We start from the raw sequence: 24,242 nt of genomic DNA on the forward strand, positions 1-24,242 counted from the left end.
AACTCATTGGTACCTACCATTTTATCATAATTTATCATGGAAGAAAACTCTCGATACCGGCAATAAACAAAGGAGGAGTACAGCCGGATAATAATAAGCTAGCGCATTCAAGGTCATATGGAGACAGATGCTATACTCGATCCGCTTGTAGCGATAAGCCACCCAAGTTAAGATCAAGGACATGCCTCCGTAGGCTACCCATTCCCCCAAGGCGCTCGGTCCATGCAAGTAAGTAAAAAAGAGAGCACCGGCTAAGTAACCGATCGGTTCTGCTCCTCGAAAGATCAAACGAGGGATGATGGCCCGACAAAGTAGCTCTTCTAGAATCGGAGCGACAAGGATCACGACCATTCCCATAGCAAGAAAAGGAGCATGAGATTGCAGCTCATTCAGAGCCGCTTGGTTTGCTGTTGTACCACCTGCCTCTTGTTTCAACAAGGGATAGGCGAGCAGATTATTAGCCATCAACAAGAGAAGAAAAAGAAAATTTCTCCCCAAAGCCGGCCAGGTAATGACCCGAACATCTAAGTTCTCCAGAGGGCTCATCTTGATGACCTTATAAAAAACAAAGAGCACTGCCACTGTCACCATGAGAGTGAGGATAGTGATCCACCTTGCATCCATTCCTTCTTGAAGGGAATAAATCATAGTGATGAGGGGAAATTGTGAGAGGAAGAATAAGGGCACAAAAAGAAGGAGCCAGAGGGCATTCTTACATAATGGGTGCTTTCGAACAAAAGACTGTATATTTTTCAATGGACAACCTCTTTCTTGTATAAAATAAGAAGACTGGGACTTTCGCCTTCAGCCTTCTCTCTTTATTTCAGTTTACTGATTTTTGAAACGTTCAACGTCACGCGCAATCACCAACTCTTCATCAGTTGGAATCACCAATACCTTCACACGGGAATCATCTGTGGAAATATCTCCGACAACTCCAAAGACGTTCTTTTCAGGGTCGACCTTGCAGCCAAACCAGCTGATTCCATTGATAATAGAAGAACGAACGTTTACTGCATTTTCACCGATTCCTGCTGTAAAGATGATGGCATCTGCACCATTCAAGACAGCCAAGTATTGACCGATGTATTTTTGCAAACGATCGATAAAGATATCGTAAGCCAATTTAGCTTTTTCATCTCCATTGTGCATCGCTGTATGGATATCCCGCATGTCACTAGAAGATCCAGAAACACCCAGAAGACCTGATTCACGATTGAGGATACGGCTGATATCTTCAGGCTTATTGAAATCCTCTGTATGTTCCATCAAGTAAGGAATAATCGCTGGATCGAGATCCCCTGTACGGGTTCCCATCATGACTCCACCTAGAGGGGTGAAGCCCATTGAGGTATCCACAGAGATTCCCTTGTCAACCGCTGTAACAGATACACCATTTCCAACGTGGCAGGTGATCAATTTCAATTCTTCTAATGGTTTTCCAAGAAGTTTAGCAGCTTCACCAGCTACATACTGATGACTGGTTCCATGAGCGCCGTACTTACGGACCTTATTTTCTGTGTAATATTTAGTTGGAAGAGGGTAACGATAAGCTTTTTCCGGCATGGTTGTATGGAAAGAAGTATCAAATACCACAACACTGGTAATATTTGGGCAAATCTCTCTAAAGGCACGAATTCCAGCTGCATTTGCAGGATTATGAAGAGGTGCTAACAAAGACAATTCTTCTACTTTTCGAAGGACTTCGTCATCTACCAAGGCAGAATCCTTGAAGTATTCTCCACCAGCAACGACGCGGTGGCCCACACCTGTAATCTCATCGTAGGATTTGATAATATCAAAGCGAATCAAATCATCCAACAAAATTTTTACAGCTTGTGTATGGTCCTGGATATCTAATACTTGTTTTTCAGAGCGTCCATCAAATTTAACAGTTGAAATAGAATCTTTCAAACCGATCCGTTCAATCAACCCTTTTGCAAGAACAGTTTCCTCTGGCATTTGGTATAATTGCCATTTCAAACTAGAGCTTCCTGCATTAATAGAAATTGTTTTCGACATATATTCACCTCATTAAGCGTTTTCACTTCCTCTATTATATCAGATCTTTGATCAAATTTCACTATCCTTTAACCAGTTTTGGAAACTTTCCGTAAAGTGAACCACCTGGTCTTGATCCTGGAGATCGGTAAACGGATAGACAAAGGGCTGAACAGACTCTTCTTCTTGTTTCCGTAGGACGAAAATCGTCTTAGCATAGGCTGGATTTGAAAAGAGAGTTTCTGGCAAGGTCAGCATGGCAAGGATTTGAGCCTTGTCTGTTAGCCAAGCTTTCAACAGATCACTCTGAGGGCTCGTCAAGAGATTATTTGGAGCCAAAAAGATGGCTACTCCTTGAGGTTTCAGGTATTTCAGAGCCTGTTCCATCATGAGGTGATGGGCATAGGTATGGCCTTCGGAGCTCGCCACCTGATAGCGCTGTGCAATCGCATCATCTGGATAATAGCCAATCGGTAAGTCGCTAACGATCAAGTCACTTTCTTTCAACACTTGTGGACGCACCGCGTCGCCTTGTGCAAAGACAACGCTAGACTCCATCACATCTGCGATACTAGCAGATAGGTCAATCAAGAGATCATCTACTTCCAATCCTAAGTAATCAATCTTGAGGCGGCTATTGTTGACAATGGTCTCAGCGAGATTTCCGGTTCCACTTCCCACTTCTAAGACATCCAGTTGGTCGCTTTTAGCCAACTGATCGATCAAAAATGTAATGATAAAACCAATCGCATCTGGTGTGAACTGGTGATTCGCTTGTAAAGGTTCTGTCTGAGCAGCTTTCATAAAAAGGAATTGGTAGGCTCTGCGCCATTCTTCCTTACTTAAACCTAGTTCTTTTAATTTTTTGCTATTGTTTTTAACAATGTCTAGATCCGTCTTGCCATCCAAATACATGGCATTCTGTTCAATCAAGGCGTCATAAAAGTTGGTCGACAATTCATTTTGAATACTTTGAGTGTTTTCTAATAGATAGGTATAGGCTTGTTCAATTTTTTCGAAATTCATGATTTCCTCCGCACCCTATCATACCAAAAATTAGTCTTTTTCGCTATTTTCTGATGGCTCCTTGGCCTCTTTTGGCGTCTCTTCAGAAGGCTTTTCGCTCCCTGCCTTCTCCTTATCTTTCTGCGTCTTCTTCTTTTCTTTTTGACTCTTCTTGCTTTCCTTTTCTTCCCTTACAGGAAGGACAAACTCATAGCTTTCGCCATCCATCTTAGCCTGAGCATGAAGAAAACCAGTATCCTTCTTTAGCTGAACTGTTCCAGACTTTAAATGAATCTCTGATGTCTTCTCATCACTCTTTCTCTTTTCAAGAGCCAATTGCACCAAAGCATAGGCCCGAAGGCGATCTTGACTCGTCTTTAAGATCCGTCTCTCCGCAACCTGACGGTGCAGGTAAAACTGAAGCAAGAGACTAAAAATCGCTGCCATCAAGAGGGCGTAGAGCAAGACACCAGCCTTAACTTTTTTCATTTTGCATCGCTGGTACCACATGGTAGACATACTCCCTTTCTAGACCTTCTTCAAAATTCAAACGCAGATGAATCAACTCTCCCTCCTGCCAAATTTGGCTAGAGCGAACTCCTGAAATCATAGGCTGATAGCCCCTGCCCTTATCATCTGTTTTTCGGATATCATCTCCTTTAGATTGACCAATGGCAATTGGTTTTTGATCCTGAACCAAGTAGATATGATTGTCCGCTACTTTTTCAAAATGGCTCCGATCCAATTCCACCTGCAATTGTTGCTGAAAAAGTACCCATTCTTCCTGCTTTTGATGCGCCTGGTAGTCCAATTCAGCATGCAGGAGCTTGGTCAAGCCTTGAAAGACCAACACACCCCCACTGAGCACCAAGAGAGCGACCAAGGCTTCGAGCAGGGTAAAGGCATTGACCTTTCCGTTATTCCACATGCAGTACCACCTTCCCTTGATGATAGACCGTGAGCTGATCGGCATCTTTTTCGACTTGAACCTGAATACCATTGGCCTCCAGATGATTTTGCCCTGTCTGAAGCGCCATTTGAGCGACAGATAAGACCTCTACCTCTTTGAAATCCGCTAGTCGCTCCTTGCGCGAACGCCGGATCTCCCCTAACAATAAGGTCGTAATCATGGCAAATAAACCCAAGGCAACTAAGGATTCTATGAGAATACTAGCGGGAACGGATGCTTTTTTTAATTTTCCCATTTCCAAGCGACAGTTGATAGGTCACCACTCCTCTCTGTGTCTGAAAGTGAACATTGGCCAGGGATGAATTGCCACCTGCTCGGTCTAAACGAATAGTTTTAGGATCTTGCAAAATGACAGAATCAGGAATCTCCACCGTCTGGTAAGGCGTTTGAATCTTCCTTGCAGTCACTTCAACATCCAATTCCGTTTGCCTTGCCAGCGCTATTTTCTGGCTTTCTTGATAGAGGTGTTCAAACTCTGCAAAAAATACTTTTTCTTCCACCTGCTGAAAGCTCGTCTTGATCGATCCCGATAAGCCCAGATAGATAAAACTGACGATCATCAAGGTCAGAAGAGTCTCCACCAAGGTGAAGGCCTTAATCTGCAACCGCACGAGTTTCTCCACTATTTTTCGCATAATAGGCACGGTAGGACTCTGCTTGTTTGTTGGTAATATTTCCATCAGCAATCAGCTTTGCTAGAGTGGCTTGGTCATTGGTATGATTGAGCTCGTACAATTCAGCCTGGCTTTCGACCACCTTCACAACCGCTGCATTTCCTGTCTCCTTCACGGAGTCTTTTTGCTTGGTCAAATTCGGCACAAAGAGCAATAAAAGCACACTGATGATCAATAAGACCACCAACATTTCAATAAGTGTAAAGGCTTTAACCTGATAGGTTTTTAATGTTTTCATAAATGAACCTCCATATTTTGATAAATCGGCAGCAACATGGCTGCATAGAGTAACACAATCACAAGAGCCACAAAGACAAACACCAAGGGTTGTATCACATTCATGGCCTTGTGAACCTGACGAAAGAAATCTTCCCATGTTTTTTCAGCGTAGATCTCTAACTCACTTCCGAGCTTTGATTTGACTTCACCATATTCAATCATAAGGGGCAATTCTTTTTTGAAAAAAGGATACCCCCTGACCGTTTCTGAAAAGGACTGGCCACGATCTAAAGAAAGAGCTAAGTCCCTCCCAATTTCTTGAAAAAGCTGGGATTTTTGCTCCTGCATCATGGAAAAAATCTGAGACAATTCCAATCCTTGCCCAATCAGATTGCCCCATTCTCTGGCATAATAGGCTGTCAAATAAGCTTGAATCATGCCTTTCCCGAAAGGCAGATGAGACAAGGTTCTAAAAACCTTGATCTTGCCCGACTTCCGATAATAGAGAAAGCCGAGTAAGAAGAAGGTCACCAGTCCCGCTCCTAAGGCCAAAAAGAGTTGGGGGAAGGAACTGATCAATTGTGTCCCAATATTTTGAGCATCCATTTGAGGGAGCAAATAATTACGCAGGCCTAGCATAATCAAAACTAAAAACCCAAGTAAGATAAGAGGATAAGTGCTCACCTCAATCAGCTTTTTCTTGACCTTGCGCATGTTTTCTAAATAAGCACTGATTTTCTCCAAGCTCAATGCAAGATTGCCATGGAGCTCAGCGAGAGACAGTTGCGTCGTGACCGCATCTGAAAAACCGATCCCTGCCATCATCTCTGAAAAACTCCGCCCCCGAGAGAGGTCCTCTCGCATCTGGGAGACCAACCGACTCTCCACTAGGTGAGAGCGATCCAGAAAATCGACAATCTCAGCTAGATGAAAACCACTTGAATAAAGATTCAAAAACAATTCAATGATTTGCTTTTGTTTAGCTGTAGATAATTTTTTCGGCTTGCGCCTGAGCCAGCTGGATATATCCCGATTGAGCCAAGAGATCCATTTGTTGGTTCCAGCGGCTGGCTGAGTGCTCTTGGTAGTTTTCCGTCGCAAAATCGACCACACCTCCTCCTGCAATTAATCGTTGGTAGCAAATACCCTGTAAAACAATCTTGAGCTCTTCCTCACTCACTCCAAGTTCTAAGAGCCTCTCATAAACACCTCGAACGCTTTTCGCATGAATAGTAGAGAAGACGGTGACTCCTGTCAAACTAGCTCGTACGACCGCACGAGCTGTTTCCCTATCTCGGATCTCTCCAATAATGAGAAGGTCCGGCCGATGGCGTAAGGAGAGTTTGATCAGGTTGTCATAGGTCATGCCGATCTGGTCATTCAGCTGAAGTTGAAGCATATTGTCCTGCTTGATCTCGACAGGGTCTTCAATAGACATGACTTGCTGGTCCGCAAAGCGCTCTTGCGCCAACGCATGCATGAGAGTGGTCTTTCCCGAACCAACAGGACCTGCAAAGAGATAGAGGCCACGACCAGCCAATTTCTTCTTCAAGTCCGGCAACTGATCAAACCAAAACCGCAATTCACGTTCCTCATCATGCAAGAGCCGAATGACCAAGCTTTCATAACCACGATAATCCCCCACCGTCGACAAGCGAATCGAGACCACTCCATTCTCCAAAGGGTAATCACACGATCCTAGCTGGCTGCGCCTTTTTTCTCCCACATTCATCCCTGCTACGAACTTAAAGTGGCTGATAATAGCTGTCATCTCCTCAAAAGGGAAGGACTGCACAAAGCGCCTCTCGTCTCCCACCCTCATAAAAACTTGGTACTTCTCCTTCCGAGGAATGAAGTAAAGATCCTGAGCTTCTTCCTTTTTCCCCATACGGATCAGTTTTTTTGCAATTTCTTGAACCATAGTTCCTCCTCTCACTTATACTATTCGAAAAAGAAGACAAAAAAAGAAGACTTTCTAGATCGCTCTAAAAAATCTTCCGCATTTCTCTTATGACAGGGTCGTCCCCTTTTTTGAATCGAGTGTATATTGACAAGAACGGTGCTTGCGACTGCCTCTTTCCTTTTCGTAACCTGGACGGAGCTTGCTTTTAGGGATCTTGTGCTCGTCTTCTAGGAGGACAATCGAATGGAAAAACTGCACATCTTCACTGCAGTCCTCACACCACTCTTGCTCCTTGGTATCCCAAAAGATCGTCATGAGGTCACTCCGACTCTTATAACTTGGAAAGTGCTCATTTAACTCCAACCACTTCTGCTTGTAGTATTTCAAAGCCTGGTAATAGTCTTCAAACTTCCGACTACTCACGATATCTTCTTCCCAACCATCTAAAAACCACCAGGGTTCACAGTCCCCGTACATTTCAATCACTCGATACATAAACTCTTCCATCCTTTGTATCGTCTATTATATAGAAAATTCTTTGAGAATAAAAGTTTTCTGCTCAGAGCATGATTTTTCAGGCAGTTTTCAGGTGATTTTCACCAATATTTTCCAAAAATAGACTGCCTAATTACTATTGGGTCCTTTTTTCAAAAAAAAGCCGGAACTTGTAGTTCCGACTAATTTTCTTATTCTTCTACGACTTCAGCTGTTTGAACTTCATCAACTGTTCCATCTGTTAATGGCACTTCTTCGATAATTTCAACTTCATTAATCGCTTGTGGTTCCAAGTTACGGTAACGAGCCATACCTGTACCTGCAGGAATAATCTTACCAATGATAACATTTTCCTTAAGTCCAAGGAGATGGTCTTTCTTACCACGGATCGCTGCGTCTGTAAGAACACGAGTTGTTTCCTGGAAGGAAGCCGCAGACAAGAAACTGTTGGTTTCAAGTGAGGCTTTGGTAATTCCCATAAGGACTGGACGAGCTGTCGCAGGAACTCCACCAGAAATAAGGACGTCCTTGTTGGCATCTGTAAAGTCTGTAATGTCCATCAGAGTACCCATGAGAAGGTCTGTATCTCCTGGATCCATGACACGTACTTTACGGATCATTTGACGCACCATTACCTCGATGTGTTTGTCGCCGATTTCTACCCCTTGGCTACGGTATACTTTTTGTACTTCCGCAAGGAGGTATGTTTCAACTGACAAGACATCACGAACGGCAAGGAGACGTTTTGGTTGAATAGATCCTTCTGTCAGAGCATCACCACGAGAAACTTGATCTCCCACTTCGACTTTCATGCGGGCAGTGTAAGGGACAACGTATTCGCCCTCACCAGTTGCTCCGCTAACAAAGACTTTCTTGGTCCGTGTAGAAGCATCTTCTTCGATGGCTGTGACTTCCCCTTTGACCTCAGTGATGACCGCTTCCCCTTTTGGATTGCGGGCTTCAAAAATTTCTTGGACACGAGGAAGACCCTGAGTGATATCGGTATTTGAGGCAACCCCACCCGTGTGGAAGGTACGCATGGTCAACTGTGTACCAGGTTCCCCGATAGATTGGGCAGCGATAGTTCCGACTGCTTCACCCACTTCAACCGCATCACCAGTCGCCAAGTTGATACCATAACAGTGACGGCAGACACCATGGCGGGTGTTACATGTAAAGACAGAGCGGATAGTGACTTCTTCAACACCAGCTTTGACAATTTCACGTGCTAGGTCTTCTGAAATCAAGGTATCTGGACCAACGATGACTTCACCTGTTTCAGGATGTTTAACAGATTTCTTGGTATAACGACCAGTCAAGCGTTCTTCGAGTGGCTCGATCATTTCCTTACCATCAGTAATGGCACGGATCACAAGTCCACGGTCTGTTCCACAGTCATCTTCACGGATAATGACGTCTTGGGCCACGTCAACCAAACGACGAGTCAAGTAACCTGAGTCGGCTGTCTTCAAGGCCGTATCGGTCATCCCTTTACGGGCACCGTGAGTTGAGAAGAACATTTCGAGTACTGACAAACCTTCGCGGAAGTTTGACAGGATTGGCAATTCCATGATCCGTCCATTTGGAGCGGCCATCAAACCACGCATACCGGCAAGTTGCGAGAAGTTTGAAATGTTACCACGGGCTCCAGAGTCCATCATCATAACGATTGGGTTCTTCGGATCTTGGTTATCCACCAAGCGTTTTTCCAATTTCTCACGGGCTGCACGCCATTCAGCTGTAACGGCATTGTAGCGTTCGTCATCCGTGATCAAACCACGACGGAATTGTTTCGTGATCTGTTCCACACGTTTGTGAGATTCTTCAATGATTTCTGCCTTATCTTCAACGACCGGAATATCGGCAATCCCCACTGTCAAACCAGCAAGGGTTGAATGATGGTAACCTAAGTCTTTCAAGCGGTCCAAGAAAGCAGACGTTTCAGTTGTACGGAAACGTTTGAAGATTTCGGCGATGATATTTCCAAGATTTTTCTTCTTGAATGGAACGTTTAATTCCAATTTCTCAATCGCTGATTTGACATCTTGACCAGGCTCCAAGAAGTACTTAGCTGGAACACCTTCTGTCAAGTTGGCATTATTAGGCTCTTGAAGGTATGGAAGCTCTGCAGGCATGATATCGTTAAAGAGAATCTTACCAACAGTTGTCAAGAGAATCTTGTGTTGTTGTGCTTCTGTCCATGGTTTGTTCAAGCTATCCGTCGCAATTCCGACACGTGTATGCAAGTGAACATAGCCATTGCGAAGAGCCATCACGGCTTCATCACGGTCTTTAAAGACCATTCCTTCACCTTCACGACCAGCTTCTTCCATAGTGAGGTAGTAGTTCCCCAATACCATATCCTGAGATGGCGTAACGACTGGTTTACCATCTTTAGGGTTCAAGATATGCTCAGCAGCCAACATCAAGATACGAGCTTCTGCTTGAGCTTCTTCTGAAAGCGGTACGTGGATGGCCATTTGGTCTCCATCGAAGTCGGCATTGTAGGCTTCACAGACAAGGGGGTGCAAGCGAAGGGCTTTCCCGTCAATCAAGACAGGTTCAAAGGCTTGGATCCCCAAACGGTGAAGGGTCGGTGCGCGGTTCAAGAGAACTGGGTGTTCTTTGATCACTTCTTCCAAGATATCCCAGATACGTTCATCTCCACGTTCGACCAAGCGTTTTGCAGCTTTAACGTTTTGCACGATATCACGCGCAACGATTTCACGCATGACGAATGGTTTGAAGAGCTCGATCGCCATTTCACGTGGCACACCACATTGGTACATCTTAAGAGTTGGACCAACGGCGATAACGGAACGTCCTGAGAAGTCAACCCGTTTACCGAGCAAGTTTTGACGGAAGCGTCCTTGTTTCCCTTTGAGCATGTGACTCAATGATTTCAGTGGACGGCTACCTGGTCCTGTGATCGGACGACCACGACGACCGTTATCGATCAAAGCATCAACGGCTTCTTGGAGCATCCGTTTTTCGTTTTGCACGATGATACCAGGGGCATTCAACTCAAGCAAACGTGCCAAACGGTTGTTCCGGTTGATTACACGGCGGTAAAGGTCGTTCAAGTCAGAGGCAGCAAAACGGCCACCATCCAATTGGACCATCGGACGAAGATCTGGTGGAATAACTGGAAGGATATTGAGAACCATCCATTCTGGCTTGTTACCAGATTTGTAGAAGGCATCCAAGACATCCAAACGACGAACAGCCTTCACACGTTTTTGACCAGTTGCAGTCTTCAATTCTTCTTTCAAGAGAGCAATTTCAGCTTCCAAATCCACTTGTTTCAAGAGGTCTTGGATCGCTTCTGCACCCATCTTAGCTACAAAGGAACCTGGTCCGTATTCACGCAAGCGTTCACGGTATTCACGTTCTGTCATGATGGATTTGTGCTCAAGTGGTGTATCTTTTGGATCGATCACCACGTAAGCTGCGAAGTAAATGACTTCTTCAAGGGCACGAGGGCTCATATCCAAGGTCAATCCCATACGAGAAGGGATGCCTTTGAAGTACCAGATGTGTGATACAGGAGCTTTCAACTCGATGTGCCCCATGCGTTCACGACGAACCTTGGCACGTGTTACTTCAACCCCACAGCGGTCACAAACGATCCCTTTGTAACGGATCCGTTTGTATTTCCCACACGCACATTCCCAGTCTTTTGTAGGTCCAAAGATGACTTCATCAAAGAGACCTTCACGTTCTGGTTTCAATGTACGGTAGTTGATTGTTTCAGGTTTCTTGACCTCTCCATAAGACCATGAACGGACCTTGCTTGGAGAAGCTAGGGTGATTTGCATACTTTTAAAACGATTTACATCAACCACTATTTCTTACCTTTCCTTGTTTTCATACTTGTTTCATTTGGATACAGCTTAGGTGGGGAAAGAAAGAAAACTTTCTTGCCACCTCCTTGTGTCTGTATCTTGTTATCGAATCATCCTGTCAGAAGCATTGGTTTCTTACAAGACAATCATTTTTACTGATTATTTTTCTGATTCTTCAGCATCAAAGGCTGCTTTTGCTTCCTTAGCTGCTTTTTCACGTGCTTTTTCAAGGTCATCCACATGAATCACATCATCGTCTTCCCCTTCATCGAGGTCACGAAGTTCCACTTCTTGATCATCTTCGTCCAAGACACGCATGTCAAGTCCAAGAGATTGCAATTCTTTGACAAGAACGCGGAAGGATTCTGGTACACCTGGTTTTGGAATTGGTTTACCTTTGGTAATCGCTTCATAAGCTTTCAAACGTCCGTTGACATCATCTGACTTGTAGGTCAAGATTTCTTGAAGGACATTTGATGCACCATAAGCCTCAAGGGCCCACACTTCCATTTCCCCGAAACGTTGTCCACCAAACTGAGCTTTCCCTCCGAGTGGTTGTTGGGTAACCATTGAGTATGGTCCAACTGAACGGGCATGGAGTTTATCATCAACCATGTGGTGAAGCTTGATCATGTACATGACACCGACAGAAACACGGTTGTCAAACGGCTCACCTGTACGTCCATCGTAAAGGATGGTCTTGGCATCGCTATCCATACCAGCTTCTTTCACAGTATCCCAGAGATCTTCTGAGCTTGCTCCGTCAAAGACTGGTGTTGCGATATGGATACCCAAGTTACGAGCCGCCATACCAAGGTGAAGTTCCATAACCTGACCGATATTCATACGTGATGGCACCCCAAGAGGGTTCAACATGATATCAACCGGTGTACCGTCTGGAAGGTAAGGCATATCTTCAACTGGAACAATACGAGACACAACCCCTTTGTTTCCGTGACGACCGGCCATCTTATCTCCGACGCGGATCTTGCGTTTTTGTGCGATGTAAACACGAACCAACATGTTCACACCAGATTGCAATTCATCTCCGTTTGCACGTGTAAAGATCTTAACATCACGAACGACTCCATCTCCACCGTGAGGTACACGAAGAGAAGTATCCCGCACTTCACGAGATTTATCTCCAAAGATCGCGTGAAGGAGACGTTCTTCAGCAGAAAGGTCTTTTTCACCCTTCGGTGTTACCTTACCGACAAGGATATCGCCTTCTTTTACTTCTGCACCAATACGGATAATACCTGTTTCATCCAAGTCACGAAGAGCATCTTCACCGACGTTTGGAATTTCACGGGTAATTTCTTCAGGGCCTAACTTGGTATCGCGTGTTTCTGATTCGAATTCTTCCAAGTGAACAGATGTGTAGACATCTTCTTTCACCAAGCGTTCGCTCATGATAACGGCATCCTCGAAGTTATACCCTTCCCAAGTCATGTAAGCGACAATTGGGTTTTGACCAAGGGCCATTTCCCCTTTTTCCATCGATGGACCATCAGCGATAAAGTCGCCTTTTTCAACGACATCGCCAACTTTTACAAGGGTACGTTGGTTGTAGGCAGTACCTGAGTTTGAACGACGGAATTTTTGAATATGGTAGACATCAAGCGAACCGTCTTCCCGACGAACTTCTACCTTGTCTGCATCTGCATAAGTAACTTTACCATCGTGTTGAGCAATGACTGCAGCTCCTGAGTCATGGGCTGCTTGGTATTCCATACCAGTACCCACATAAGGGGCTTTTGGATCGATCAATGGCACAGCCTGACGTTGCATGTTGGCACCCATGAGGGCACGGTTGGAGTCATCGTTTTCCAAGAAAGGAATACATGCTGTCGCAACGGCAACTACTTGTTTTGGAGATACGTCCATGTAGTCGACTTGATCAGATGGGAATTCTTGGTTGTTACCACGGTGACGTCCCATAACGATTGGCTCAGCAAAGCCACCCTTTTCGTTCAACTTAGAGTTAGCCTGAGCGACGATGTACTCATCTTCTTCATCGGCTGTCAACCAAACGATTTCGTTGGTGACTACACCTTTTTCCCGGTCCACTTTACGGTATGGCGTTTGGATGAAGCCATATTTGTTCAAGTGTCCATAAGATGACAAGTTGTTGATCAAACCGATGTTTGGTCCTTCAGGTGTTTCGATCGGACACATACGACCATAGTGGGTATAGTGCACGTCACGCACTTCATATCCGGCACGGTCACGTGTCAAACCACCAGGCCCTAAGGCAGACAAACGACGTTTGTGAGACAACTCAGAAAGTGGGTTGTGTTGGTCCATGAACTGTGACAACTGTGAAGATCCAAAGAATTCTTTAATTGCTGCAGTTACTGGGCGGATGTTGATGATTTGTTGTGGTGTCAAGACGTCGTTATCTTGTACAGACATCCGTTCGCGAACGTTTCGTTCCATCCGTGAAAGTCCAAGACGCACTTGGTTGGCAAGCAATTCACCAACGGCACGAATCCGACGATTTCCAAGGTGGTCGATATCATCTACACGGCCAATACCTTCTGCAAGGTTCAAGAAATAGCTCATTTCTGCCAAGATATCAGCTGGAGTCACAATCCGTACTTTGTCAGATGGGTTAGCATTTCCGATGATGGTGACAACACGATCTGGATCTGTCGGAGCGACAACTTTGAATTTTTGCAATTCTACTGGCTCTGTCAAAACAGCAGCATCATTTGGAATGTAGGTGATTTTGTTCAAGCCGTTATCCAATTGTTCTGAGATGCTGTCGATTACATCACGCGTCATGACAGTACCAGCTTCTACAAGGATTTCCCCTGTTTCAGCATCTACCAATGGTTCTGCGATGGTTTGGTTCAACAAGCGGTTCTTGATATTGAGTTTCTTGTTGATCTTGTAGCGACCAACTGGTGCCAAGTCATAACGACGTGGATCAAAAAAACGGGCTACCAACAAGCTACGTGAGCTTTCCGCTGTTTTTGGTTCACCTGGACGAAGACGCTCGTAGATTTCTTTGAGGGCTTCATCTGTCCGTGAATCCATTGGATTTTTGTGGATATCTTTTTCAATGGTATTGCGAACCAATTCGCTGTCCCCAAAGATATCGATGATTTCATCATCTCCAGAGAATCCAAGAGCACGCACAAGAGTTGTAAATGGAATCTTACGTGTGCGGTCGATACGTGTGTAAGCAATGTCTTTTGAGTCGGTTTCAAGCTCTAACCAAGCCCCACGGTTAGGGATAACAGTTGATCCATAACCAACTTTACCATTCTTGTCCACCTTATCATTGAAGTAGACACCTGGTGAGCGGACCAACTGAGATACGATAATCCGTTCTCCACCATTGATGATGAAGGTTCCCATTTCAGTCATGATTGGGAAATCACCAAAGAAAACTTCTTGGGTCTTGATTTCACCTGTTTCTTTGTTGACCAAACGGAAGGTCACAAAGATTGGTGCTGAGTAGCTGGCATCGTGGATGCGCGCTTCTTCAAGCGAATACTTAGGTTCGCGGATTTCATAACCCACAAATTCCAATTCCATTGTATCCGTGAAGTTTGAGATGGGAAGCACATCTTCAAATACTTCCTTCAAGCCATGATCCAAGAAATCTTTGAATGAGTCTGTCTGGATTTCAATCAAGTTTGGTAAATCAAGAACCTCTTTGATTCTTGAAAAACTACGACGGGTCCGATGTTTCCCGTATTGAACGTCATGTCCTGCCAAAGTTTTTAGCTCCTTTTTCCATACTAGGATAGCTTGGTGAAATGACTTTCACCACCTATCCGGTTTTAACTACAATTGTGTGATTTGCATCACGTGAAGAGCTGTCTCTTCACCTCATTCGTCGCTTTTTATAATTTTTAGAAAAATTAAATTTGTGTAACAAACTAGTATTTTTCTGAAAAATAGGCACAAAAAGAGCAGCTAAATCGACTTATTCAAGTAAGATTTAACTGCTGTAAGCTCTTATTTGGACAATATTTCAAATAAAGCACACGACAAATTAGTTATCACTATTATACCGTTTTTTGCTCCAAAAATCAAGGCTTTCTCCAGGTTTTCTACTGGATCAGACTAGTGTCGATTGCCACGATTTGAGCTGTTTCGATTTGAACTATTGCTGGATGAACTATTGGTTGTCGAATTGTTCTTATTATTCGACTGATTTCCACTGGAATTACCGAGAATCGCTGCCCAAGCACTTTGATAATCGCTATCCGATCCCCCGATGGCAAAGCGGTATTGAGTGGTTGGCGCTCCGTTTTTGGCCCAAAGGCTCGTCACCATTTGACCGCTCACATCGATATCCCGACCATTGACATTGACGCGGCCCGGTCTTTCACCAGTCGATTTGAGCACTTCAGAGCGGATCACACTCTTATCGAGAGTGAATTTATCCTGAATTCCAAAGAGACTTGGATCTGCTTGGTAGATTGCATTCGCCAACTGCGCCATGTATTGGGCATTGTTGTTGTATCCAGTCAAGGTCTGCATGGAAGCATTGTTGTCATGGCCGATCCAACCTCCTAAAGAAACATTTGGGGTGGACAGCATGAGCCACATATCCCCATTTGAGTTAGTGGTACCGGTTTTTCCAATCCAGTCAGCACCTGCCAGCGTTGGGTTGACTTGGCTAATCCGTGACTTAAAGGTCGTTGTAGCACCAGACGTAATAACCCCGCGCAAGAGATCCTGCATAATCGTTGCCGTTGCTGGAGAGTAGACACGAACAGGATCTGCCTCGTGCTTATACACCACATCTCCATCTCGATCAATGATTTGCTCTACCATGTAGCGTTTGAGGTAGTTCCCATTGTTAGCAATGGTTTGGAAACCATTGGTATGTTGGGCAACAGTGACCTCAATTCCTCCCCCCATTGGCAGGCTTTCAATGCCATATTCAGGGATATCATAGCCCATTTTCTTCATGTAGGATGGGACATCCACACCCTTTTCACGAAGGGTTCGGTAAGTCCAGTAAGCTGGAATATTCCAAGAGGTATTGAGGGCCTCACGGAGATCCATCATGGCTGTTCCTCGGCTATCCACGTGCATGATCGGCTCCCCACTTGAGAAATTAGTCGGATAGTTAGAAAGGATGCTATTGCTTCCCATCAAGCCTTGGTCGATGGCAATACCATAGGCCAACAGCGGTTTGATTGTAGACCCTGGGGAACGCTCTGTATCAAAGGCATGGTTGTTTTGGTTGCCGTCAAAATTCCGTCCACCGATAAATCCTAAAACGGCACCCGTTCGGTTGTCCATAAGGACATTCCCAACTTCTACAAGACCCGTCCCATCATCCAAGACACTTCCAAAATTCGATACCGCGGCCTGCATCGCATTGTGAACCGGTTTGTTAATCGTGGTTTGAATGGTGTAGCCACCTTCGCGCAACTCGCTCTCAGCTAATTCCTGGTAAGCCTTGACGGTTTCATTATTTTTCAGGTCTTGCTTGGTGACATTGTCTCGCTTGATCAAGTAATCATACATGGCCTCTTTTGCTTCTGCCATGGCTTGGAAGTAGAGGTAGTCATGCGGTGTTTTCTCGATGCCATCTGGAGCGATGAAGTCTTTGGTCAAGTCGTACTGAGCATAGGTCTCGTAGTCTTTTTTCGACAAGGCTCCTGTCCGGTACATATTGAACAAAACGTCTTTGGCACGCGCCAGACCTAACTCGAGGTTCTCCTTGCTCTTTAGGCTACCGTCTGCAGCATAAGGAGAGTAGACAATCGGACTCTGTGGCAAGCCAGCGATAAAGGCCGCTTGTGGAACGGACAAGTCTTTCGCAGAGACGCCAAAGATCCCTTGAGCTGCAGCTTCCACACCCGCAATATTTTGTCCCCGATTGTTGCGTCCAAAAGGCGAAACATTTAAGTAGGTGGTCAGGATTTCATTTTTATCCATTCCCCGCTCTAAAGCCAAGGCATCAACAATCTCTGTCGCCTTACGAGTAAAGGTTGGAGCGTCTCCCACGACTTGCTGTTTGATCAACTGCTGGGTCAGGGTTGATCCCCCACTAGAGGAACCCACACCGGCTACGGATCCAAGTGTTGCCCGAAGAACGGCTTTAGGTACAACCCCCTTGTGGCTTTCAAAATTCTCATCCTCAGTAGCGATCACAGCCTTCTTGACATTATCTGAAATGGCGTCTCCTGCGACTGGCGTGCGGATCAAATCACTGTCCACTTCTGCAATCAAGCTCTTATCGGAATAAGTCAGTTTTGAAACACTGCTGACGTTTCGGACCTGCTGGACCAATTCTTCTGTCTTTGGAACCTTGACATTGCTAAAGAGGCTCGCCGCATAACCAATCCCGATCCCTGCGCCAAATAAAAAGAGGCACACGAACAGGGCGATCATGACATCCCACAAGAGTTTGAGGGTTCGCAAAAAGGTCGCAAAAATATCACCGACAGACCAGCTACTTTCCTCATTTTTTTCCTTATTCGGAGTTTCTGTATACATCTTTGCAAAGAATTTTTGAACCTTCTTCCAAAACTCTTGCAGCTTCTCTTTTAATTGATTCACTGATTCTTTCTCCTTGTTCCCTATATTATAGCAGATTAGGCCCTTTGTTTTCAATCACAAGAGCGTAGAAATCGTCACTCATTCTGCTTGGGTAAGGACAAGAAAATGATGGAAAGCATTGCCATTTCCGTGGTTTATGGTAGAATAGAGAAATGAATAAACTTATAAAGGAGAAAAGACACATGCACATTTTTGATGAGCTAAAAGAGCGTGGTTTGGTATTTCAAACGACGGATGAAGAAGCCTTGCGCAAAGCACTGGAAGAAGGTCAGGTTTCTTATTATACTGGTTATGATCCAACTGCTGACAGCCTTCACCTTGGTCACTTGGTTGCCATCTTGACGAGCCGTCGTCTTCAACTAGCAGGCCACAAACCTTATGCGCTCGTTGGCGGTGCGACTGGTCTCATTGGAGATCCGTCCTTCAAAGATGCTGAACGTAGTCTCCAAACAAAAGAAACTGTACAAGAATGGGTTCGCTCCATTCAAGGGCAATTGTCTCGTTTCCTCGATTTTGAAAATGGTGACAATAAAGCCGAAATGGTCAACAACTACGATTGGTTCGGAAGCATTAGCTTTATCGACTTCCTTCGTGATGTCGGAAAATACTTTACAGTCAATGCTATGATGAGTAAAGAATCTGTTAAAAAACGGATTGAAACAGGGATTTCTTACACAGAGTTTGCCTACCAAATTATGCAAGGCTATGACTTCTACGTCCTCAACCAAGAACACAATGTAACTCTTCAAATCGGTGGATCTGACCAATGGGGAAACATGACAGCCGGTACTGAGTTGATGCGTCGTAAAGCAGATAAAACTGGTCATGTTATGACTGTGCCTTTGATCACAGATGCAACTGGTAAGAAATTCGGTAAATCAGAAGGCAATGCGGTCTGGCTCAATGCAGACAAAACATCTCCATACGAAATGTACCAATTCTGGATGAATGTGATGGATGCGGATGCTGTGCGCTTCTTGAAGATCTTCACTTTCTTGTCACTTGATGAGATTGAAGAGATCCGCAAACAGTTTGAGGCCGCTCCTCATGAACGCTTGGCTCAAAAGATCTTGGCGCGTGAAGTTGTCACCCTTGTCCACGGCGAAGAAGCCTACAAGGAAGCCCTCAACATCACAGAACAACTCTTTGCAGGAAACATCAAAAACCTTTCTGTTAAAGAACTCAAACAAGGCCTACGTGGTGTGCCAAACTACCAGGTCCAAGCAGAAGACAACCTCAACATTGTTGAACTCTTGGTCACAGCTGGTGTGGTAAATTCTAAACGCCAAGCCCGCGAAGATGTTCAAAATGGAGCTATCTACGTCAACGGCGAACGCATCCAAGACCTTGACTATGTCTTGAGCGATAGCGATAAATTAGAAAATGAATTGACCGTTATCCGTCGCGGTAAGAAAAAATACTTTGTTTTGACTTATTAAGAAAGCAAAACCACGAAGTTTGGTATGAACTTCGTGGTTTTCTTATACACTTTTTTCTGGGACTATTTCCCTTTTCTGCGATGCAACAAAGCTTGGTTAATTCGTTGAGTTTTTTTATGGAGCTGCCAAATCTGATAAAGCCAGATCAGGCCGTAAATTGCTAGAAAGATCAACCAAGGAATCGGGCTCCGTAAGGCTGCCCCCCAGCCAAAAAACAAGTAGGTTAATGCTAAGATGGTAGCTGTCACAACTAAATGCAGGACCACACGCAAACTATAGGTCAAAAACTCTTCTTCCTCAAGAATGAAGGTCAAGACCCCCATTGTTCCACTCATTAAAAAGATCGCTAGAATGTTGCGTACATTCACAGCAGGATAGACGATGTTGGGATAGACATGGGATAATAACACCAAACACAAATAAAAGAAGGAACCTGTCCTCATACCAGATACAAAATAAGCTATAAATCGTTTCATCACTTTCTCCTATACCCCTAAATAATCCATCAAGGATTTGACATATTTCCGACTGACACTTGATTTTACTCCGCGTGTCAGTTTAGCCATCATATTGCCTGAAAAACTATCCGATAGCGATTCCAAATGGTCGATATTCATCACCGCGTGGCGGGATATCTGTAAAAAATTACGACGATTAATCCGATGTTGAAAATTTGTCAAAGTATCTCTGACGATGAACGTTTTGTCTGTCGTATAAATGGTTAGCTGATTCTTATCTATCTCGGCTAGAATAATGTCATCAATTTTCACCATGATCAAATGATCATCTGTTTTGATAGGGATCACTACTTGATTCACTGTCGAAAACTGTTCGAGATAGTCCATCACCTCTCGTGCTTGATCGGATAATTGCTTGGCTTGAATGACCACACAGGGGTCGTTTTCTGGGATATCTTGTTTTTCCTCAAAACGAATCTTCATTCCTACTCCAATTCTCACTTACTTTCTTTTACTCGATCTTTTTGCCAAGGAAATCCAAATCCCCAAAGCTAGAAGAATATCTCCTAACACTATAAGGTATGTTTGTTCCTTTGTCAATAAAGTTTGCCATTTGAGCTGAACACCCATTTTTTCTTGAAACTCTCGAAGAAGATTATCTTGACCTTTAAAGGTCTCACTTAATGCTTCTTTCATGAGGACTTGTCGATAAAGTGCAGCAATATAAGTTGCTGGAGTGCACTTCATTAGTGATTGTGCAAAAGTGGGTAAAACACCTAAAGGAACATAAGTCCCTACCAAAAAACCAGAAGCTGTACCCACTATGGTCGAAAACTTCCCAAGACTGTCTACGGATTGGAAAAAATAAACAAAAATGGCATTCACTAAGCTAGAAAGCAGGCTACTAAGGAGCATAATGAGGAGCACTTCAGGTAATAGAGATAAGGTTGGAACTTCTCTAAAATAGCCACACATCAGCACATACATAAGGATCTGCATGGAAAAAGAAATGATGATCGCACTCGTTAGATACGAAAATGCTAACCGCCACTTCCCTTGATCCGATAAATAAAGATCCTGATCTACTTGATGTTCACGGTCCTTTACTAACTGAGTCAGGGAAGCCAGACTTGTCGTAATCCCTGTCACAGCCAGCGTCCCACTCATTAACCAATTATTTAACACAGGACCACTATTGGGGAGCTGAGCCCAAGCATCTGTTAGATTTTTTTGAAGAAAAATAATATAGAGAACAAAGGAAATCAAGGCTCCCAACAGAGAGAAGAAAACTCCTGAACGATTCCTGAAGTACAATAAAAAATTTCGCTTTAGTAAGGCTAGCATTAGCGAACCTCCCTTCCTGTAAGTGCAATAAAGGCATCATCCATGGTCCCTGGACGAAACTCAAAATGGGCTAGATTATCTCTAACTTGTGTCAGGTAATCAATGGCTTCCCTTTCACTCTCAGGTTGAAAAACATACTCCAATTGACTTTGTTGCTCTACTGACATTCCCGAAGTTTTGAGACTTTCTATCTGCTGTCTCTCCTTGAAACGAATCTTCAAGATGCTTTTTGCATATTGACTCTTAATATCTAGTGCCGATCCTTGAGCAATCACTTCCCCATGGTCTACAATATAAATTTGATCAGCTTCATCTGCCTCGTCAAGATAATGCGTGGTCAAAACAACAGTCATTCCCTCTTCTTTCTGCAATTGATAGAGCAAATCCCAAATAGACTTCCGGGTTTGAATGTCTAAACCTGTCGTTGGTTCGTCTAAGAAAAGAATATCTGGTTGTGAGAGCAAAGCACGCGCAATATCAACCCGACGCTTTTGGCCACCTGAAAGCGTCCCGTATTTCTGCTTTTGGAAAGCTGATAGACCTAGCCGATTAATGAGACTAGATACACGATTGGGTTTTAGGCCTTTGTACTGTCTGGCACGAATGGTCAGATTTTCTCTAACCGTTAGCATCTCATCTAAGACACTAGTCTGGAAGACCACACCAATTTTAGTATCTGGTTCATAGATGATTTCACCTTGCGTTGCTTGTTTCAAACCAATCAACATGGAAATCGTCGTTGATTTCCCCGCCCCATTTGGTCCTAGAATTGCATTAAACGTTCCCTTTTCAAACTGTAAGTGAATATTGTTTACGGCTAAATGATTTCCATATCGTTTACTGATGTTTTTAGCTTGTAATATCATGTTCTCTCTCCTTTTGATAGAACCAGTCTAGCAAAAAAGCCGCTTAAAAAACGGCTTTTGGGGATAAGTGGTCAAAATGAAGAGATGAGTGGCGAGATAGAAGAGATTAAAATGAGGAAATTAAATAAAGAGACTCAAGTTCCATTCAATACCGCGTAGATTCGTTAAAAAAGTGTGACTTAGTCCCATTAAAACATCGGTTGCTATCTAGAGGCTCTTTTGTTACACTACTAATATGAATACACCGATCAAACCAAAATTACAACGATTTCAAACAGCCACTGCTTTTGCCTGTCCCATTTGTCAATTGAACCTAGAACTTGTGGGGACCAGTTTTAAATGTCCCAAGGGCCATTCTTTTGATTTAGCAAAATTTGGCTATGTCAACCTGGCTCCTCAGATCAAACAATCGAAGGACTATGACAAAGAAAATTTCCAGAATCGCCAGCTGATCTTAGAAGCAGGTTTTTATGAGCCGATTCTAACAGCGATCGGACAAAAAATTCCGACCAGTGATGCTAGAATTCTAGATATCGGTTGCGGAGAAGGCTATTACTCCCGAAAACTACAAGAAGCCTATCCCAAGGCTACTTTCTATGCCTTTGATCTTTCCAAGGAATCTGTGCAACTAGCTGCCAAGAGTGACGCTAGCTGGAAGGTCAATTGGTTTGTAGGAGACTTGGCTCATTTACCCATTCAATCCAAGAGTATAGAGGTCATTTTGGACATCTTCTCCCCGGCTAATTACGCTGAATTTGAGCGTGTTTTAAAGGCTGAAGGGGTCATCATTAAGGTCGTTCCAACCTCTTCTCATCTGAAAGAAATTCGTCAGTTGGCCCAAGATCAATTGACCAAGCAATCCTACTCCAACCAGGAAATTTTGGTGCACTTTGAAGACCACTGCCAAATCCTCTCATCCGAAACGGTCAGCCTCACCAAGAGTTTAACTCCTGAAGAACGCCAGGCGCTCCTCGCCATGACCCCTCTTCTATTTCACGTAGACCAAGAAAAAATCGACTGGACCCAACTCACAGAAATCACCATTGAGGCCCAAATATTGGTTGGGAAAATCAAGATACAAAGAACGTAAAATGAAAAGTAAAAAGGCTGAGACAAATCGTCTCAGCCTTTTACTCATCTTCTGCATGCTCTGTCATGACTTGTAACGCACGTTTTTAAATCCTTTTGGCTATCTGTGCGATTTTTTCGAGTTCTTCTTTCCGTTGACGATCACTCATATACTCCACTCGTGTAACTTGTGTCACTTTAACCGGTTTAATACCACAGGGTTTCAAGATTTGGGATTTTAGAACCTTTGCGTAGTCTTGAGAAAAAGGAAGAAAAATTTTTGGCGTATTATGCGTCGTAATGATCCACGCTTTTCCATCTAGTTGCCCCACCGGACCTCGAGGTCCATTCTGATAAGCAAAACCTGCAACAAAAACACGATCAATAAAACCTTTTAAAATAGCTGGCATTCCACTCCACCAAGTAGGGAAAATAAAAATCAACTGATCCGCCCAACTCAATAAATCTCTATACGGTTTCATGTCTTCATTATGCTGTAAATCTCTCCTTTTATGCCTTTCATCAAAACGTAAAACCGGATCAAAGTTTTCTTTATATAAGTCTACTATTTTAACCTCATGCTCTGGTGCTAAATGCTTTTGCACAGTTTGAAGGATTGATGCATTATAACTTGTTTCATTCGGATGTGAATAGATTATTAAAACATTCATCAGCTATCTCCTTTTATATAAATATCAAGCATCGTTCTAACGGTCTTTTGAACATCATTTTCTTTAAAGCTTTCTCCAACGGGACTCCTTACCAATAGAGCCAAACCAGCAATAAAACTCCAAAAATGGATCAAAATTTCTGCGTCACTACTAGAAAGATTTTCCTCATCTTTAAGTCTTAACGCTACCGACTTAAAATGTTCAAATCCTGGTAAAGAGGAGTTGACTGAAATAGTTTCCTGAGATAACTCCAAATAGTTATATGGAAATTTGATAAATAATGCTTCAAATAGATAGGGTTCCTCTTGGGCAAACCTTACAAAGTTACAGCCCATCAGAGTTAGTTGAGTTCTTGCATCTATAGAAGTATCAATCCCTTGTATCATATTTTTCAAAAAGAACATTGATAAGTGTTCCATAACCACTTGAATATATCTATCTTTACTTCCAAAATGCTTATAGGGAGCTCCATGAGTCACCCCGCATTTTTGAGCTATTGTACGCATAGACATCCGGTCAATCCCGTTAGTTCTGATTTCTTCAATGCCGACCAAAATTAACTTTTCTTTCAGTTCTTCCGTATTCCGTTTCATTTGACCACCTTTCCTTATCAAAGTATACGCCGTCTACTTTTTAAAGTATACACTGTCTACTTATATTTGTCAAATAAAAAATACTCAAAACTTAGCTTCAGGGTCTCTGACCTTCTGTCACGTACTCACCTAAGGAAAGTTTCTAAGAAGACTT

General features: G+C 43.7%; 22 protein-coding genes. 2 read left to right on the forward strand and 20 right to left on the reverse strand.

Annotation, left to right across the window (positions count from 1 at the left end; genetic code table 11):
- Positions 1-24: 24 nt before the first annotated feature.
- From HMPREF2704_RS05035 to pbp1b, 14 genes are all read right to left on the reverse strand, one after another.
- On the reverse strand, positions 25-756 hold the full coding sequence (locus tag HMPREF2704_RS05035; RefSeq protein ID WP_070845886.1) for a CPBP family intramembrane glutamic endopeptidase: 732 nt from the start codon (positions 754-756) through the stop codon (positions 25-27).
- A 72-nt stretch (positions 757-828) separates the two neighbouring features.
- Positions 829-2,022, reverse strand: coding sequence for an acetate kinase (locus tag HMPREF2704_RS05040; protein ID WP_023919646.1), 1,194 nt, complete (start codon positions 2,020-2,022; stop codon positions 829-831).
- Positions 2,023-2,073: 51 nt separating this feature from the next.
- Positions 2,074-3,027 (reverse strand): class I SAM-dependent methyltransferase, encoded by a 954-nt coding sequence (locus HMPREF2704_RS05045; RefSeq protein WP_070845888.1) that lies wholly within the window; start codon positions 3,025-3,027, stop codon positions 2,074-2,076.
- Between the two features lie 30 nt (positions 3,028-3,057).
- Positions 3,058-3,495, reverse strand: a complete 438-nt coding sequence (comGG, locus tag HMPREF2704_RS05050; RefSeq protein ID WP_227038501.1) for a competence type IV pilus minor pilin ComGG — start codon at positions 3,493-3,495, stop codon at positions 3,058-3,060.
- The gene (gene comGF / locus HMPREF2704_RS05055) at positions 3,482-3,934 is read right to left on the reverse strand and encodes a competence type IV pilus minor pilin ComGF (RefSeq protein WP_024054897.1); all 453 of its coding nucleotides are present in this window, start codon (positions 3,932-3,934) and stop codon (positions 3,482-3,484) included. Before comGF ends, comGG begins: the two co-directional genes overlap by 14 nt.
- Complete coding sequence (gene comGE / locus HMPREF2704_RS05060; protein WP_003004353.1) at positions 3,924-4,211, reverse strand: competence type IV pilus minor pilin ComGE; 288 nt, start codon at positions 4,209-4,211, stop codon at positions 3,924-3,926. The genes comGF and comGE overlap by 11 nt, the downstream gene beginning before the upstream one ends.
- Positions 4,177-4,581: a competence type IV pilus minor pilin ComGD gene (gene comGD / locus HMPREF2704_RS05065; RefSeq protein ID WP_003004513.1), complete on the reverse strand. Its 405-nt coding sequence runs from the start codon at positions 4,579-4,581 to the stop codon at positions 4,177-4,179. Before comGD ends, comGE begins: the two co-directional genes overlap by 35 nt.
- A complete protein-coding gene (gene comGC / locus HMPREF2704_RS05070) occupies positions 4,571-4,888 on the reverse strand; it encodes a competence type IV pilus major pilin ComGC (protein WP_070845890.1) in 318 nt (105 codons plus the stop codon). The genes comGD and comGC overlap by 11 nt, the downstream gene beginning before the upstream one ends.
- Positions 4,885-5,916, reverse strand: a complete 1,032-nt coding sequence (gene comGB / locus HMPREF2704_RS05075) for a competence type IV pilus assembly protein ComGB (RefSeq protein WP_176745634.1) — start codon at positions 5,914-5,916, stop codon at positions 4,885-4,887. Before comGB ends, comGC begins: the two co-directional genes overlap by 4 nt.
- The gene (gene comGA, locus HMPREF2704_RS05080; RefSeq protein WP_061590712.1) at positions 5,849-6,790 is read right to left on the reverse strand and encodes a competence type IV pilus ATPase ComGA; all 942 of its coding nucleotides are present in this window, start codon (positions 6,788-6,790) and stop codon (positions 5,849-5,851) included. The genes comGB and comGA overlap by 68 nt, the downstream gene beginning before the upstream one ends.
- 87 nt (positions 6,791-6,877) lie before the next feature.
- Positions 6,878-7,267, reverse strand: a complete 390-nt coding sequence (locus HMPREF2704_RS05085) for a DUF1033 family protein (RefSeq protein ID WP_049496842.1) — start codon at positions 7,265-7,267, stop codon at positions 6,878-6,880.
- A 191-nt stretch (positions 7,268-7,458) separates the two neighbouring features.
- Entirely contained in the window at positions 7,459-11,112 is a 3,654-nt protein-coding gene (gene rpoC, locus HMPREF2704_RS05090; protein WP_049486486.1) for a DNA-directed RNA polymerase subunit beta', read from the reverse strand.
- Between the two features lie 159 nt (positions 11,113-11,271).
- Positions 11,272-14,841: a DNA-directed RNA polymerase subunit beta gene (rpoB, locus tag HMPREF2704_RS05095; RefSeq protein ID WP_023919659.1), complete on the reverse strand. Its 3,570-nt coding sequence runs from the start codon at positions 14,839-14,841 to the stop codon at positions 11,272-11,274.
- A gap of 351 nt (positions 14,842-15,192) precedes the next feature.
- A complete protein-coding gene (gene pbp1b / locus HMPREF2704_RS05100) occupies positions 15,193-17,649 on the reverse strand; it encodes a penicillin-binding protein PBP1B (protein ID WP_070845892.1) in 2,457 nt (818 codons plus the stop codon).
- A gap of 182 nt (positions 17,650-17,831) precedes the next feature.
- Here pbp1b and tyrS point away from each other — a divergent pair, with 182 nt between their 5' ends.
- Positions 17,832-19,088: a tyrosine--tRNA ligase gene (gene tyrS / locus HMPREF2704_RS05105; RefSeq protein ID WP_003004779.1), complete on the forward strand. Its 1,257-nt coding sequence runs from the start codon at positions 17,832-17,834 to the stop codon at positions 19,086-19,088.
- Positions 19,089-19,150: 62 nt separating this feature from the next.
- Here the strand turns inward: tyrS and HMPREF2704_RS05110 are convergent, their stop codons facing one another.
- From HMPREF2704_RS05110 to HMPREF2704_RS05125, 4 genes are read right to left on the reverse strand one after another with little or no spacing between them, the layout of a single operon-like run.
- Complete coding sequence (locus HMPREF2704_RS05110; RefSeq protein WP_003009732.1) at positions 19,151-19,564, reverse strand: DUF3021 domain-containing protein; 414 nt, start codon at positions 19,562-19,564, stop codon at positions 19,151-19,153.
- Positions 19,565-19,573: 9 nt separating this feature from the next.
- Positions 19,574-20,029: a LytTR family DNA-binding domain-containing protein gene (locus tag HMPREF2704_RS05115; RefSeq protein ID WP_003013710.1), complete on the reverse strand. Its 456-nt coding sequence runs from the start codon at positions 20,027-20,029 to the stop codon at positions 19,574-19,576.
- Positions 20,030-20,047: 18 nt separating this feature from the next.
- Entirely contained in the window at positions 20,048-20,890 is an 843-nt protein-coding gene (locus HMPREF2704_RS05120; protein ID WP_061590717.1) for an ABC transporter permease, read from the reverse strand.
- Entirely contained in the window at positions 20,890-21,756 is an 867-nt protein-coding gene (locus HMPREF2704_RS05125; protein ID WP_061590718.1) for an ABC transporter ATP-binding protein, read from the reverse strand. The genes HMPREF2704_RS05120 and HMPREF2704_RS05125 overlap by 1 nt, the downstream gene beginning before the upstream one ends.
- Before the next feature lie 235 nt (positions 21,757-21,991).
- On the opposite strand from HMPREF2704_RS05125, the gene HMPREF2704_RS05130 reads away from it, so the two are divergent.
- Positions 21,992-22,846: a putative RNA methyltransferase gene (locus HMPREF2704_RS05130; RefSeq protein WP_049475195.1), complete on the forward strand. Its 855-nt coding sequence runs from the start codon at positions 21,992-21,994 to the stop codon at positions 22,844-22,846.
- An 85-nt stretch (positions 22,847-22,931) separates the two neighbouring features.
- Here the strand turns inward: HMPREF2704_RS05130 and HMPREF2704_RS05135 are convergent, their stop codons facing one another.
- Positions 22,932-23,495, reverse strand: a complete 564-nt coding sequence (locus HMPREF2704_RS05135) for an NAD(P)H-dependent oxidoreductase (protein ID WP_003004666.1) — start codon at positions 23,493-23,495, stop codon at positions 22,932-22,934.
- Positions 23,495-24,088: a TetR/AcrR family transcriptional regulator gene (locus tag HMPREF2704_RS05140; protein ID WP_070465310.1), complete on the reverse strand. Its 594-nt coding sequence runs from the start codon at positions 24,086-24,088 to the stop codon at positions 23,495-23,497. The genes HMPREF2704_RS05135 and HMPREF2704_RS05140 overlap by 1 nt, the downstream gene beginning before the upstream one ends.
- Positions 24,089-24,242 lie beyond the last annotated feature (154 nt).

Source organism: Streptococcus sp. HMSC076C09 (genome assembly GCF_001837905.1).
Lineage (GTDB): Bacteria > Bacillota > Bacilli > Lactobacillales > Streptococcaceae > Streptococcus > Streptococcus parasanguinis_I.